Raw genomic sequence first — 15168 nt, 5'->3', positions numbered from 1 at the left:
ATGCATGGCAATGGTTATCGGCAAGGAAATTACCATTATTTTTGCTATTCAGATTAAACTTTTCAAAAAAAATATCGACAGATTCCTAATGTCAAAGTTTAAAATAGGTGATTTTGTAGAAGTACTTGATGAATCCATTTCTGGAAATATCATACAAATCGACGGTGACTTTGCCAAGATAAATTCTGATGATGGATTTCAGATGCAGTTTCCCTGGATGAATTGGTAAAGGTTGGTGATGGTATTAGGGTTTCAAATTTTGAAGCGGCCCAGATTAAAAAGGAAAAAGAGCCACCCAAAAGAAAAGCCATCAAGACCATAAAGTCCAAGGAAAGGAATGCTCCAAAAATGGAAGTGGACCTTCATGTAAGCCAGTTGATAAAAAATACAAAGGGGATGGGTAATTTTGAAATCCTCAATCTACAATTGGCTACGGCAAAAAGACAGTTGGAATTTGCCATTCAGAAACGAATCCAAAAAGTTGTTTTCATACACGGAGTGGGAGAAGGGGTTCTAAAAGAAGAGTTATATTACCTTTTTAAGAAGTATGACAATCTTAAGTGGTACGATGCGGATTATCAAAAGTACGGTCTAGGAGCTACCGAAGTTTATATTTTTCAAAAAGTCAATGGCTAAGGTACCGCAGTGGTAACTTCTCCAAATTCATCAATGGTCAAATTTGTGACTCGCTCACCATTATCCGCAACAAAAGATATTCCGCTAAGTGTGATGGTGTGTACAAAGCTAGTTCCTTCTTCATTTGCCACGGTAACAATGGTTACAATTCCATCTTGTGCTTTGATCTCTTGGGATACGGTGGGAGTCGCTGGAGGAATGTCATCACAAAAATAATTGTTTGTTACATTGTCAGAAAAATTGCGATAGGTAAGCGTGGATTGACTCGGAACCGTACTGGTAGTTGTTATGGTTTCTCCCACTTCCCCATTGTTCAATACCCCGCTTTGTAAATCCAGAATCAAAGCTTCTGTATCATTGATTTTGAACAAAACATTGCTGGAACTTGGACTTGGGTCAGAGCAAGTTTGAAGCGTAACGCTATTAAAGTCAATTATTTCCACTTGTAGGTCACCGTCGCTGCAGGAACTTAGTAGGCCAATCAGAATAACAAAGGGCAAGAAGAATTTTCTCATTTGCCAAATTTAAAGCAAATCCATTTTATTATACTAACTCCGAGGTGCACTTTAAAAGAAATTAACTTTATTTCACCTATTTTTGATGCCCTGTTAAATGATAGCTAAGTCATGCAAAAAGTGTATTTGGACAATGCGGCAACTACCCAGGTAAGAGATGAGGTAATTGCCAAAATGCAAGAAGCCCTTGCCAATTGTTACGGAAACCCTTCGTCTACCCATAGCTTTGGTAGATCGGCCAAAACTGCTGTGGAAAAAACACGTAAAACCATAGCTAAAATATTGAATGCCCTACCGTCGGAAATAATATTTACATCTGGTGGTACCGAAGCGGATAATATGATCTTGCGCTGTGCCGTTCGTGATTTGGGTGTGAAAACCATCATTACATCCAAAATTGAGCATCATGCTGTGTTACATACGGCCGAAGAACTGGAAAAAGAGTATAACATTTCACTCCGATTTGTTGATTTGGATGAAAATGGCAATCCTAAAATAGAACACCTCAAAAAGCTGTTGGATTCTGACGATTCCAAAAAACTGGTGAGCCTAATGCATGTTAACAATGAAATTGGGAACATCATAGATATTCAAGCTATTGGAGAACTTTGCAAAGAAAATGGAGCTTTGTTCCACTCGGATACAGTTCAATCCGTCGGGCATTATCCATGGGATGTTCAAAATACCCCGATTGATTTTTTTACTGCGGCAGCACATAAATTTCATGGCCCAAAAGGAATCGGCTTTGCATTTATCAGAAAAAACTCTGGATTAAAACCAATGATTTTTGGTGGCTCCCAAGAACGGGGCTACCGAGCAGGAACCGAACCATTTCACAATATTGTTGGTCTTGAGGAAGCTTTTGTACAGGCGTATGATAATCTTGACGAAGAAATAAGGTTTACAAAAGAACTGAAACGCTATTTCGTTGAGAAAATCAAGCAAGAAATTCCAGATGTTTGTTTCAACGGTTTATCGGAGGATTTAGATAAAAGCACATACACTTTGGCCAATGTCCGATTGCCTTTTGATAAGCAAAAAGCCCTTATGTTACTATTTCATTTAGATATAAAAGGTATCGCCTGTTCTAAAGGAAGTGCTTGCCAATCGGGCAGCAACATGGGTTCTCACGTCCTTAATGAGATTTTATCAGGAGAGGAATTGGATAAACCTTCACTTAGGTTTTCCTTTTCCATGTACAATACCAAAGAAGAGATAGATTATACGATTGGCGTTCTTAAAGAGTTTGCCGAAAGTTAAGTTTTGTTCTTTCTTTGTTTCTTCTCTTTGTCGTAAGGAAATTTACGTGAGGCAAGTTTCATCATTTTGTCGATGAGCTCAGTGGTGTTTTTTCCAGTTTTTTTGGTAATTGCCTTTTCATACTTCCAAAGCAGCTTGCCAGAACCTCCATCACTCACCTTCACCCCGATTCTTCCATAATTGGCATCCCCACTAAAATAATCCAAAAGGTTAAAGTTTGTTGGGACCCCTTTGGAAAGCAATATATTGAGGTTGAGGTTACCACTAATGATACCGTCCACTTTTAAGATTTTGCATAATTCCTTGGTGGTATAAATGTCCAGGTTTTGATAGGTTATCCCATTTTGGGCAAGAATGGCATTAGTATCTTCAATATTTTGAAACTCTACATTGAATTTCTTTCTCTTTTTTCGTTTCGAAAAATAAGTTTCCAAAGCATTTTGAACTGCATACCCTTCTCTCTGGGCCAAATTCTTCAATTCGTCTTCATTTACACTTTTTTTGAGGTCCAATTGGGTAATAAAAGGAACTATGGCAAGAAGCTGATGATGAGCACTAAGTTCATCGAATCGTCGGTTTTCGTATATGTTTTTTTGCGCATTTCCGAAGGTAAATGCCAAAAATGCAATAAGAAAAAATATGTTTTTCATCAACCTAATTTAAAAACGCATTCCAAATTTAACGTTCAACACGCGGCTCGTCAAAAAATTGGGAACTGCGAATTGCGTTTGTGTATCCACATCGCGAACCCATGTATTGGTTATCGAATTTTGATTGTTGAACATGTTGAAAATCTCAAAACCAAAATCGAATTCCTTAAACGAGTGTAACCAATGTCCTTTGGGATGTTGGTTTTTACTGTCGGCAAAAATATAGGAAATTCCCATATCAGCCCTTTTATAATCTCTTAATCTATTCTGAAAATTATATGGATCTGCGTTGTTTGGAGACCCACCGGGGACGCCTGTATTGTAAATCAAATTCATATGGAGTTTTAAGTTGGGAATTGTAGGCATGTAGTCTTGAAACAGTACGGCTAGTTTTAAACGTTGGTCGGTGGGTCTTGAAATGTCCCCTCGATTATTGATGTTTTCTTTTGTTTCCAAATAGCCTATGCTTATCCACGACTCTGCACCTGGAACAAAAGTGCCCGTCAACCTAACATCAAATCCATAGGCATATGCAGTAGCGTTGTTCTGCGCGGCATATCGAATACGGACATCTTCAACGGTGTATGTGTTTATATCCTTCAAATCTTTATAATACGCCTCGCTTGTTAAAATAAATGGCCTGTTCCAAAGATTGAAGCTATATTCTGAACCTAAAACATAGTGGATGGATTTTTGCGCCTTAACATTTGGATTGATGCTTCCGGTAATATCTCTCAATTCTCTGTAAAAAGGTGGTTGCTGATAACTGCCGACCGCAAAACGAAACAAAAGGTCTTTTTTCCAAGCAGGTTTGATAGAGAATTGACCTCTTGGGCTGAACAAAGTCTGGGAATTAGTTTCAAAACCTTCACCTTTTAAAGCCCAATGTTGCGCCCGAAGCCCAAAATTGAAATAAACATCGTGTTTTCCCCAATGGAGTTGGTGACTATATTGTGCAAAACCTGAAAATCTGTTCGTTTTTATAAAATTGGTGGCCTGTACACCATCAAAGGCAACTAGATCGCCGGTGAATGGTTCTTCTGGTTGGTTATTCATTACTGGCGGTTCGGCCGGGCGAATAAAAAAACCAGCAGAATCAATGAACTCCGATTCCCTTAATTGGTCCCTGATGTCCTCATGTGTAAATTTTATGCCCCATTCCAATGATTTTCCATTTTTTCGAAACTTCCCATTATGGGATAGATTGAATATGAGTGCATCCAACTGATTTCTGGCTCTATTGAATTGCGAGCCCACACCTCTTGCAGTAGTTGTACTGCCTGGATTGTCACCTCCCAAATTGGTGTCGACCTCAGCCAGTTCATAAGATGCAATGACATCCGAAAACTCTTCTTCTTGAGCATGATAAATGGATGATGTGGCATTTAATTGGACTTTATCATTTGGGAAAAAATTGACTTTCAGAGCTCCTAAGGCGTTAGTGTAAGTGCTATTTTCCCTTCCTTCATAAAAAACCAATAATGCCCTTGGTTCGTTAATAGTCCCAAAGTTTGTCTGTCGGGTTAGGGGCTCGTTCTCATAGTCGTTAATGGAATAGTTGCCCAAAAAATTCAAATGTAATTTTTTTGAAAATCGATAGCTAAGATAGCTTTGGGCATCGATAAATTTTGGATTGAAATTACTTTGGGTTTGAAGGCTATTTACAAAAAGACTATTGTTTCTATAGCGTACTCCCGTTATGCTGCTGAATTTTTTGTTTTTGGAAAGCGTTTCCAAAGTTGTCCCAATTCCCAGAAGGCTCCCCTCGATTCGCAGACTAAAGTCAGTTGGGGTTTTGTAAGTGATGTCCAGAACGGAGGATAGTTTATCACCATATTTAGCTTGGAATCCTCCAGAAGAAAATGCAACCTTGGATATCATATGACTGTTTAGAAAGCTCAAGCCTTCTTGTTGTGCAGAACGTACCAAGAATGGACGATAGATTTCAATACCGTTGACATATACCAGATTTTCATCAAAATTACCACCTCGCACATTATATTGTGTGCTGAGCTCATTGTTGAATGAGACGCCAGGCAATAATTTTAAGATGTTTTCAACTCCGGCATTGACTCCGGGAATTGTTCGGATAACATTTGGTTCTACCGTAGTTATTCCCTCAGTGTTCTTGTTTCCTGTTGGCGATACTTCGACTCCGGCAACCTGAACAACGCCTATCTTCATTACCGGGTTGAACTCAAAAGTTTCGTTGGATGTCAATATTAGGTTTTCTAGAACCACATTTTCGTGTCCTAAATGCGAAAAAGTAATGGTGTTTTTGGTCTCGGCTATTAGTTTAAGTTGATAATGCCCATTGGAATCGGTGGTCGTACCTGTATTCCCGGATACAATATTTACTTTAGAAATGGGATTGTTGTTTTCATCCAACACCGTACCTATCATCACCGCAGTTTGGCTTTGCAGGTTCAAAACCCCCAAAAAAACAAGCGAGACAAATAGCCATTTCACATTGTTCACAATATCATTTTCTGAAAAAAGTACTTTTAAAGGTATTAGAGTTGCCTACATTATCGGTAACGACAACTTTTAGGTCACATTGTGTCTTATCCAAGATCTTATCATCAAAATTATAAGTGATTGTTCTGGTTTTTGGTTCGTACTCCATTAAAATCCATTCACCATTGAGTGTTGCATTATAAGTGCTGATTCCACTTAAGTCATCAGAAATTTCCAAGCTTAAGTAGCTGTAATTGCTCAACCACTGTTTCTCCTTAAAGTTTTTTGGCTTAATGTGTGGAGCAATGGTATCCTTTGCTAGGGTATAGGTGCCGAATGATCGAGTACGGGTGGTAAATGCCCCATCACGTTTGAACGTTCTGGAATGAATCGGTTGTTTTCTATCATTTAATCGGGCTATAAAAAGTTGTTTTCTTTCCTTTTGCGGATATTTGGACACGTTAAAGCTTATGGTGAAATTTCTATGGGCGGCCACGCTGTTATCATGTATGGCAACTGTATCTTTTCCTTTTTTTAAATCGATATAAAAATCCTTATAGAAAGTATTGGCAGGGAAATAAACTTTAGCGGCACCTAAATCAAAATTGTTCGGTTTATCCGCAATAACAAAATCATCAGTTGACGTGTCGTCTTTTTCAAGCTTTATAGCTTCTTTTTTTCCATCAACTGGGATGATAAGTTTGGTCTCATTGCCTTCTATATCTGAAATAAGGATTTCAACGGTATAGGAAAGCCCTTCTTTGACCGTTATTTTTCCATTGTTATGAAGGTTTTTATAAATGCCCAATCTGTTAAAAGGCTCTTTGAAACACTTTTGGATACGCTGTCTATGCTTCCCAAAATGAGCATAGTCTATTAAAGTGTTGATGTATCGGGTCTCACCAAAAGAAAAGGTCTCAAAGTCATATTCAGAATAAACTTTACCGTTTACAATCTGTTTTACGCCAAATACGCCATTTTTATTGGCTGCCATATCTTGACGATCAAAACCATTAAACCCAAAGCCGATAACGCCTAAGGCCGTTACTTTATCTGCTAAAAAACTTCCGTCGGATTGTTTGGTGTAGTTCAACTGGATTTTTTCTGCACTCTGATTTACAACCGCATCTTGTGATAGGGGATAGGCAAAAAGCCCCACCAGAGTAGGATTTGTGGCATCCCTTACCTCATAACCATAAAGCAAAGGATTGGTAGGTTTTTCCGAAACACTACTACGAATTTCAAAATGAAGGTGCGGCCCGGACGAGCTGCCAGAATTGCCCGAATATGCAATAGTATTTCCCTTGGTCACCTTGAGCTCTCCAAAATCTGGGAATATTTCAACCTCATAAGATCGTTTCTTATATTGGATTCTTTTTACATACGCTTCAATTTCGGGGCTGAACTTTTTCAAATGAGCGTAGACCGAGGTGTATCCGTTCGGATGAGCTATGTAAAGTGCTTTGCCATAGCCCCAGTGTGAAATTTTGATTCTGGAAACCGTACCATCTGCAATCGCTAGTATGGGAAGTCCTTGCCTACCTTGTGTTTTGATATCGATTCCGGAATGAAAATGGTTGGATCGTAGTTCACCAAAAGTGCCTGCCAACACTATTGGGATTTCCATTGGGGATTGAAAAATGTCACTTGGGTATTTTTCTTGGGCAAGTAAGGAAAGGGAAACTAAATAAATAACTCCAAAAAAATATGGGCGCATACAATGGTTTATAATTAGTTACGAAAGTAACCAATGTTTTGATTTGTTAAAAGCAATAAAAGTGCCAGAAACAGGGCAAATAATAAATCCGAAAAGTATTGCGAGGTACAACAAGGTTGGTTAACTTTGTGTTATACGCATTGATGTTTGCATATGGGCGAGCTTGTTGAGATTGTCGATTCTTTAGAAAATAAAGTCAGCAAACTGTTGCACAAGATGGAATTGTTGCATCAGGCAAACGCTAAATTGAAAGAAGAATTGATACTTGCAAAAGAGAAAAATCAATTACAACAGAACGCTGTAAACGAATGGGAAGAAAAATATAATTCCCTGAAAATGGCAAATTCAATGCTGGGTAGTAATACGAATAAAACAGAAGCTAAGCTCAAGATAAATACGTTGATTCGTGAACTTGATGTTTGCATTGCGAAACTTGCGGATTAGCTTGTAACCAAATATGGAGGAAAAGCTCAAAATAAAGCTTTCCATTGCTGATAGGGTGTATCCATTGACAATAGACCCCAAGCAAGAGGAGGGATTGAGAAAAGCGGCCAAGAACATTGAAAATTTGGCCAAAAAGTTTGAGCAAAATTATGCGGTGAGGGACAAACAAGATGTTCTGGCCATGTGTGCACTGCAATTTGCCTCTAAAATCGAACAGGGAGGAATAGACCGTTCGGAAAATGCCAAAACTGCAATTGAACGCCTAAAGGCATTGGATGAGTTGGTTTACTCGAAGCTGGGAGAATAAGTTCTTTAAAATAAAATAATGTTACTGCCCACATTGGTAATTATTTTTTGACAAACTCAACACTATTATATTTGAAAAGGGTGAGTTTAGGTTGTAAAAGCAGGCCCTACCTGTATAGGGATCCTTGAGCAACTTGTTAGCCCTAAACCTGTAATTTGGAGTTTGTACAAAACTTCGGCTAATGTGGGCTTTTTTTATAACCAAACATAATCAACATGGATAGCACTATCATAATCATTATAGCCGCGGTGGTTGGACTGGCAATTGGATTTACCATTGCCAAAATGATGGAGAAAGGAAAGGCGTCCAAAACTATTGCCAACGCAAAAAGAGAAGCGTCGGGCATTGTAAAGGAAGCGAAGAAGGAAGGAGAGGGTATCAAAAAGGATAAAATATTCCAAGCCAAGGAAAAGTTTTTGGAGCTTAAGGCGGAACATGAGAAAGTAATCATAAACAAGGACAAAAAAATTGCTGAGGCCGAAAAACGTACTCGGGATAAAGAATCTCAGATAAGCAACGAGCTTTCAAAAAACAAAAAACTAAACGAAAAGCTAGAGCTACGTATTAAGGAAGTCACCCATAAAAGTGAGGTTCTTGATAAAAAACAATCCGAGACCGAAAAATTGCATAAGAGCCAGGTACAGCAACTAGAGGTGATTTCCGGACTTTCTGCTGAGGACGCAAAAGCCCAGCTGTTGGAGTCTCTGAAGGAAACTGCCAAAACAGATGCCATGGCCTATTTGCAAAACACCTTGGAGGAGGCCAAACTTACGGCGCAACAAGAAGCCCGAAAAATTATCATCAATACCATCCAACGCATTGGTACGGAAGAAGCAGTAGAAAATTGTGTGTCCGTGTTCAATTTGGAATCTGATGACGTTAAAGGAAGGATAATCGGTCGTGAAGGCCGTAATATTCGTGCCCTTGAATCAGCTACTGGGGTTGAGATTATTGTAGATGACACTCCCGAAGCCATTATTCTGTCTTGTTTTGATTCTGTAAGAAGGGAGATTGCGCGACTATCGTTACATCGCTTGGTAACTGATGGAAGAATTCACCCGGCCCGAATCGAGGAGATTGTGAAAAAGACGGAGAAACAAATCAATGAGGAGATAGCTGAAATTGGAAAAAGAACGGTGATTGATTTAGGGATTCATGGACTACATCCGGAATTGATAAAAGCTGTAGGACGAATGAAATATCGTTCTTCATATGGTCAAAATCTGTTACAGCACTCTAGAGAGGTTGCCAAACTTTGTGGGGTAATGGCGGCAGAACTAGGATTGAACCCTAAACTGGCCAAAAGAGCAGGACTTTTACATGATATAGGTAAGGTTCCAAATACCGAGGTAGAGGTAGAAACCCCACATGCCATTTTAGGAATGCAATGGGCACAAAAGTATGGAGAGAAAAAAGAGGTTTGCAATGCCATTGGTGCTCACCATGATGAAATTGAGATGACCACTTTAATCTCACCTGTAGTGCAGGTGTGTGATGCTATTAGTGGTGCTCGACCTGGTGCCCGTCGACAAGTTTTGGATTCTTACATACAAAGATTGAAGGATTTGGAAGATATTGCTTTCGGTTTCAACGGCGTACAAAAAGCATACGCTATTCAAGCCGGGCGAGAGCTTCGTGTGATTGTAGAAAGTGAAAAGGTAAGTGATGATAAGGCTGCCGAACTTTCATTTGAGATTTCCCAGAAAATCCAAACCGATATGACGTATCCGGGGCAAGTACGAGTAACCGTGATTCGAGAGACCCGAGCTGTAAACGTGGCGAAGTAAACTGACTTTTGTCATTCTTTTGTACATTGAATGGAGGTAATTTCATGGGTAGATATTAAAATCTATCCAAATGAGAAAGAATGTACCCGTTTCGGAAATTATGACCAAGGATTTGGTAACCTTAACCTTAGTGGATGATCTGACAACTGCCGAAGAACGTTTCAAAAAACATCAAATTCGACATATCCCAGTGGTTTCTGGGAGTAGTATTGTTGGCATGTTGAGCCTGACCGATTTGTTACGTATCAGTTTTGCGGATGCCGTAGATGAAACAGAAGATAGCGTAGATACCATGGTATATAATATGTTCACAATATCACAGGTAATGGCAAGGGATGTAATAAGTGTTTCTTCAAAAACGACAATACGGGAAGTTGCTGAGTTTTTATCCCAAAAAGAGTTCCATGCGCTTCCTGTTGTGGATGATGGAAAGCTGGTTGGAATTGTAACAACGACAGATTTGATAAACTATCTGCTCAAACAGTACTAACGAGGTTCTCCTAGCGGTTTAGGTTATTCTTCTTCGTTTTGTTCTGCTTCTTCTCTGTTGCGGTTGTTGTTAAGGATATTCAGCTTTTTAAGTTTGGCTTGCCAGGTTTCCAAGGCTTCCTTATGGTTTTCAATATTTTTGATTACATCTTTAACCAATGGGTTGTCCTCTGACGCATTCGAGAAAAATTGCAGATTGTTTTCAAGTTGTCTGATTTGAGATTTACTTTCGTCAATTTTCTTGCGGATAAATGCTCGTTCATTGTTTATGGCACGATCATCATCGGCATTGGCAAGTTGTTGCATTTTGTCGCCATACTTCATGAGTTCTGATTCTTGACGGCTTACACCCAATTTTTTAAAGAGAGCATCCACAATTTTATTGAACTTACTATTTATGTGCTTTTTTCTAAAGGGAATTCGCCCATATTGTTTCCACTCAGAGAGAAACCCTTTGATTGCTACTAAATCTTTTTCATTGTCGCCACTTAATTGAAAAGCCTTTAAACGTTCTAGACATTCATTTTTCTTTTCAAGATTTTGATACTCTTCCTTTTGGGACTCATTTCGTTCTGCATGTAATCGGTCAAAGTAGTGGTTGCAGGCTCCTTTGAACTCGTTCCAAATTTTATCGGAGTATTTTCGGGGAACGTGTCCTATTTTTTTCCATTCACTTTGGATGCGCTTCATCTCAGGTGTGGCCATATCCCAATCTTCACTGTCTTTCAATGAGATTGCAAGCCCTAATAAAGCCCTTTTCTTTTCTAGGTTGTCGAGCTGTTCTTTCTTCTGGTTTTTGTAAAACGCATTTTTGTTTCGGTTAAAACTGCGCACGGCTTCTTTGAAGGCATCCCATGTTTGCTCGTTGACCTTTTGCGGAACCTTTCCAGCTTTAAAAAAAGCCTCCCTAAGAGTTTCGATTTCTCTAATTTGTTGCTGAAGCCCTCTGTGGTTATTGGCAGTATTCTGGGCTACCGAAGTTATGGAAGTAATAATTTCTTGCTTTTTTTCCAAGTTCTTTTCATAGTCTTTTTCCAATTCTTGGTAATGCTCTTGCCTTCTATTGTGCATTACCTTTGTGGCATTGCTGAAACGCTCCCAAATTTCTTCACGTTGCTCTTTTGCAACGGGGCCAACATCTTCTTTCCAAATCTTATGAAGGGTTTGAAGTTCCCTAAAGGCTTTGTTGATATCAGGTTCATTGGCCAAAGCTTCTGCTCGTTCCACCAATTTCAACTTTTCCTCGAGATTATGTTTAAAATCAAGGTCACGAAGCTCTCTATTTAGATGTAGAAAATCGTAAAAGATTTCCATATGGTGGTGGTAAGTACGCCAGACATCGTTATAATTCTTTCTTGGAATTGGACCGGCATTTCGCCAATTTTCTTGTAGTTCCTTGAAGTTTTTATATGTAGTGTTGATGTCTTCCTCCACATTGACCAGGCCCTTGAGTTGTTCAATGATCTCCAGCCTTTTTTGAAGGTTATTTTTTAGGTTTTGTTCCAGTTGTTTATAATACTGGTCACGCTTTTCACGGTATTCAGAATAGACCTCATTGAATTGTCTTTTAGCCACAGAGTTATAGCGAAAGTCAATTTCGTTACCCCCGTTGGCTACAAACTCTTCTTTTTTGTGCTCAAGAAACTCTTGGAATTTTTGGTCGAATTCATATTTAATGGAACTTACATGCTTGTTTATAGCCTGTACCTTTTCATTTTTGACTAATCTTTGGAGTTCACCAACAAGGTTTTCCATTGACATTGAATGGTAATCCAACATTGGAATCTGGTGCCTTTTTTCGTTGTCTGTGTCCTCAGCGTCCTCGGCATTAGATTCCTCAATCTCCTCTATGTGGTCGTCTTCTTCAGCTTGTTGTTCAGGAGCGGTATCGTCTTGGGTTTGTTCGGAAACCTCTTTGTCCACAATTTCATTTTCAGTTTCGGGTACAACCGATTCTTCGGATGTTGTTTGTTCAGAAATGGGACTTTCTTCTGGGGTTGTTTTTACATTATCCGTGATATGTTCAGAGCCACCTTCAGTTTCCTGAAGTTTTTGTTCATTTTCCTGCATCAGTAGTATCTTTTCCTATGATTGACGATAATTATAGCCAAGTTAACAACTAAATTACCCAATACCAAAGGTATTAATTCTTCTTTTGGGGGAGTTTTGTTACATATGAATCAGTTGAAAACCAGTGAAAAAGGTCTTTTTTTATGGGGTATTCCATATTTCCCAAGCTTTTTCGGCTTGAAATTTGAGCATATTCAATCCGTTGCAAATAGCTGTTTTTCGCCTTTCACCTTCATTCAAAAAAGCCGTTTTTTCTGGATTATAGATCAAATCGAACAATAAGTGCTTTTCGCCCAAAAAAGAGTAGGGAATACGGGGCTTTTCATTAATATTAGGATGGGTTCCTAACGGTGAACAATTAATAATGAGATGATTTGAGCGGATTATATCCTCATTTAGCTCATCGTATGAAAGCTGTCCTTCTTTTTTTGTTCTTGATACATAGGTATGGGTAATTCCAAGTTGATCCAGAACATAGCATACGGCTTTGGATGCTCCACCAGTGCCGAGAACCAAGGCTTTTTTATGATGTGCTTTAAGATGGGGTTCCAGAGATTTTTGGAATCCGTAAGCATCAGTATTATAGCCTATCAATCCTTGCTTTGTGATTTTTACAGTATTTACGGCACCTATATTTTTTGCAATGGAATCCATCGAAGATAAAAAAGGAATGACATCTTCTTTATACGGGATAGTAACATTAAAACCTTTAGGACTTCTTTCTTTTAAAACAGTTTCCAAATCCGATATATTGGGAATATCGAAATTTTCATAACTGTGGTCATTCAATCCCAAATGCTTAAACTTCTCCGTAAAGTATCCTTTTGAAAAAGAGTATGAAATTGCTCTACCCAGCAGTCCGTACCTGTTTTCTTTCGTTTCTGTTTTTTCCATACCAATCCAAAACCAATAATATCAAAATTCCTAGAACTACAAAAAGGATGGCCCACCAAGTTTCCAATGAGTTAAAGTCAGGAAAGTAGCGTTGATAATTAAGCACTATTTTATCCCCATTGGAATCCAACAATACATTGCCCAATTCATCAGCTTTATAAATTGTTCTTTTCCAGGGCCATACAACGCCCAACGAGCCTGTTATAAATCCTAAAATCGCTGCTGTGGTAATTTCTTTGAAGTGCTTTAACACATAGCTCAATAAATGGGAAAAAGTAACCAATCCTGTTGCGGAACCTAGGGTGAAAACAGCCAGTATTTTAAGTGTTTCCATCCGGTTGGCGTTGTTCACGAAACTAAAGTCACCTACGAAAACCTCGGAAAGGGTATCATAGAGTGCATTCACGGAATCAACCAATAGCAATACGTAATTTCCCAATAGGATAAGAATAAAAGAGCCGGACAGTCCTGGTAGGGTCATTCCGGAAACACTTATGATTCCGCAAAAGAAAATAAAAATCAGGTTGTTATTTTCGGTGGCCGGATTCAAAAAACTAATGGATATTCCAATTATAAGACCTATAACCCCCGTTAGAACGGTTCTTTTGTTCCAGTGGTGGAAATCCTTAGCGATATAATAGATAGAGCCCAAAATCATCCCGAAAAAGGCTGCCCAAACGTAAAGTTCTTTTTGTGCCAAAAAATAGTCCAGCACACGTGATATGCTGAAATAACTCACCAGCATACCAAAAATCAACAATAGCAAAAACTGTCCGTTGGTATATTGGTAAAAACTTTTGAACCTTCCATTAAAAAGCAGTTTGAATGCTTTGGAGTTTATTTTTTGAAGAGAGTAGATGAATTCTTCGTAAAATCCGCCCACAAATGCTACAATACCCCCAGAGACTCCAGGAACTTTGTTGGCAGCTCCCATACAAAGTCCTTTTATGACCAAGAAAAAATTATCCAGAAATGTTCTAGGCTGATGCATTCTTTAAGTGAGTTCCCTTATTTTTTGGAAGCGATTCTTTCCAGGATAAAAATAAGCGAAAAACCTATTAAGGCTAAGATAATGGCAAGGATTAATTGATTATCCCCTTCGAAAGCTGATGGCCAAACGTTTACGTCGTCAATAACAACGGTCTTTTCACCAAAAGTCTTGGTCTGTAAAACCTTTTTCCAAGGCCATACTTGATTAATGGAACCAATGATCAGTCCTGTAAGAACGGCGAAGGTTTGAAAGTGATATTTGTTGAGCAACCACTTAAGAACTTTGGAAAAACTTAGTAGCCCAATAACGGCTCCTGACACAAAAACCAAAAGCTTTTTAATATCAAATTCTGCTACAGCTGTACTCAACGTACTATATGCCCCCAAAAGAATCAAAATGAAAGTTCCGGATATTCCAGGAAGAATCATTGCGCAAATGGCTATTGCCGCGCAAAAGAAAAAGTATGCTAAATTATCATTTGCTTCGGCTGTTGGCAACGTGGTCAAAAAATATCCAATACCAATACCAATAATCAAGAATAAAACCAGAGTCGGGGTCCATTTTTGAATTTGCTTGGCCATGTACCAAATGCTCGCAATAATGAGCCCCAGAAAAAAGGACCAAATTAATATAGGGTGATGTTCAAGCAGGTATTTGGCCAGTTTCATGAAAGAGACATAACTGACCAAAATGCCAATTCCTAAAGCAAGGACAAAGTTTCCATTGGCGTTTTGCCAAAACTCTTTTATCTTTCCCTTAAGCAACAACTTAAAAAGGTCAATGTTGATGTTGCTTATGGTTCCAACAAGTTCTTCATATATTCCCGAAACGAGTGCTATGGTTCCTCCTGAAACACCTGGAACTGCATCGGCGGCACCCATAGCTATTCCCTTAAGGGTTATGAGCACATAATCTGTGAGTTTTCTTACTGTCATGTATGTATTATGAAAT

The 15168-nt window shown here is 38.8% G+C and carries 15 protein-coding genes and 1 other RNA gene; 8 read left to right on the top strand and 8 right to left on the bottom strand.

Annotated features, from left to right (window positions below):
* The first annotated feature begins 4 nt into the window (after window positions 1–4).
* On the top strand, window positions 5–229 hold the full coding sequence (locus E4661_RS19660; protein WP_417936396.1) for a hypothetical protein: 225 nt from the start codon (window positions 5–7) through the stop codon (window positions 227–229).
* Window positions 223–636: a Smr/MutS family protein gene (locus E4661_RS10980; RefSeq protein WP_417936395.1), complete on the top strand. Its 414-nt coding sequence runs from the start codon at window positions 223–225 to the stop codon at window positions 634–636. Before E4661_RS19660 ends, E4661_RS10980 begins: the two co-directional genes overlap by 7 nt.
* Here the strand turns inward: E4661_RS10980 and E4661_RS10975 are convergent.
* Window positions 633–1151, bottom strand: a complete 519-nt coding sequence (locus E4661_RS10975; protein WP_136467258.1) for a hypothetical protein — start codon at window positions 1149–1151, stop codon at window positions 633–635. The two genes, E4661_RS10980 and E4661_RS10975, sit on opposite strands and share 4 nt — an antisense overlap.
* A gap of 111 nt (window positions 1152–1262) precedes the next feature.
* On the opposite strand from E4661_RS10975, the gene E4661_RS10970 reads away from it, so the two are divergent.
* The gene (locus E4661_RS10970; protein ID WP_136467256.1) at window positions 1263–2411 is read left to right on the top strand and encodes a cysteine desulfurase family protein; all 1149 of its coding nucleotides are present in this window, start codon (window positions 1263–1265) and stop codon (window positions 2409–2411) included.
* Here the strand turns inward: E4661_RS10970 and E4661_RS10965 are convergent.
* From E4661_RS10965 to E4661_RS10955, 3 genes are read right to left on the bottom strand one after another with little or no spacing between them, the layout of a single operon-like run.
* The gene (locus E4661_RS10965; protein ID WP_136467254.1) at window positions 2408–3061 is read right to left on the bottom strand and encodes a hypothetical protein; all 654 of its coding nucleotides are present in this window, start codon (window positions 3059–3061) and stop codon (window positions 2408–2410) included. The two genes, E4661_RS10970 and E4661_RS10965, sit on opposite strands and share 4 nt — an antisense overlap.
* Window positions 3062–3070: 9 nt before the next feature.
* Window positions 3071–5539 carry a TonB-dependent receptor gene (locus tag E4661_RS10960; protein WP_313779655.1) on the bottom strand — a complete coding sequence of 823 codons (2469 nt, stop codon included), beginning with the start codon at window positions 5537–5539 and terminating at the stop codon, window positions 3071–3073.
* Window positions 5540–5543: 4 nt separating this feature from the next.
* Window positions 5544–7235 carry a M23 family metallopeptidase gene (locus E4661_RS10955; protein WP_136467251.1) on the bottom strand — a complete coding sequence of 564 codons (1692 nt, stop codon included), beginning with the start codon at window positions 7233–7235 and terminating at the stop codon, window positions 5544–5546.
* Between the two features lie 153 nt (window positions 7236–7388).
* Here E4661_RS10955 and E4661_RS10950 point away from each other — a divergent pair, with 153 nt between their 5' ends.
* The 5 genes from E4661_RS10950 to E4661_RS10930 all read left to right on the top strand — a co-directional run bounded on the left by E4661_RS10950 (window position 7389) and on the right by E4661_RS10930 (window position 10263).
* Complete coding sequence (locus E4661_RS10950; protein ID WP_136467249.1) at window positions 7389–7679, top strand: hypothetical protein; 291 nt, start codon at window positions 7389–7391, stop codon at window positions 7677–7679.
* 13 nt (window positions 7680–7692) lie between these two features.
* Entirely contained in the window at window positions 7693–7986 is a 294-nt protein-coding gene (locus tag E4661_RS10945; RefSeq protein WP_136467246.1) for a cell division protein ZapA, read from the top strand.
* A 54-nt stretch (window positions 7987–8040) separates the two neighbouring features.
* A non-coding RNA gene (gene ssrS, locus E4661_RS10940) (6S RNA) lies at window positions 8041–8150 on the top strand.
* A gap of 51 nt (window positions 8151–8201) precedes the next feature.
* Window positions 8202–9773: a ribonuclease Y gene (gene rny, locus E4661_RS10935; RefSeq protein WP_136467244.1), complete on the top strand. Its 1572-nt coding sequence runs from the start codon at window positions 8202–8204 to the stop codon at window positions 9771–9773.
* Window positions 9774–9843: 70 nt separating this feature from the next.
* Entirely contained in the window at window positions 9844–10263 is a 420-nt protein-coding gene (locus E4661_RS10930) for a CBS domain-containing protein (RefSeq protein WP_136467242.1), read from the top strand.
* Window positions 10264–10286: 23 nt separating this feature from the next.
* Here the strand turns inward: E4661_RS10930 and E4661_RS10925 are convergent, their stop codons facing one another.
* From E4661_RS10925 to E4661_RS10910, 4 genes are all read right to left on the bottom strand, one after another.
* Window positions 10287–12332, bottom strand: coding sequence for a DUF349 domain-containing protein (locus tag E4661_RS10925; protein WP_136467240.1), 2046 nt, complete (start codon window positions 12330–12332; stop codon window positions 10287–10289).
* A 141-nt stretch (window positions 12333–12473) separates the two neighbouring features.
* Complete coding sequence (locus tag E4661_RS10920; protein ID WP_136467238.1) at window positions 12474–13226, bottom strand: shikimate dehydrogenase family protein; 753 nt, start codon at window positions 13224–13226, stop codon at window positions 12474–12476.
* A complete protein-coding gene (locus E4661_RS10915) occupies window positions 13180–14217 on the bottom strand; it encodes a DUF368 domain-containing protein (RefSeq protein WP_136467235.1) in 1038 nt (345 codons plus the stop codon). The genes E4661_RS10920 and E4661_RS10915 overlap by 47 nt, the downstream gene beginning before the upstream one ends.
* Window positions 14218–14234: 17 nt before the next feature.
* Complete coding sequence (locus tag E4661_RS10910) at window positions 14235–15152, bottom strand: DUF368 domain-containing protein (RefSeq protein WP_136467233.1); 918 nt, start codon at window positions 15150–15152, stop codon at window positions 14235–14237.
* Between the last annotated feature and the right edge of the window lie 16 nt (window positions 15153–15168).

Origin of the sequence: Flagellimonas onchidii, from assembly GCF_004804315.1 — a bacterium.
In the GTDB taxonomy this organism is placed as follows: domain Bacteria; phylum Bacteroidota; class Bacteroidia; order Flavobacteriales; family Flavobacteriaceae; genus Flagellimonas; species Flagellimonas onchidii.
Note: the sequence above shows the minus strand (reverse complement) of the source record. Positions and strands in the feature narration are given on the sequence as shown.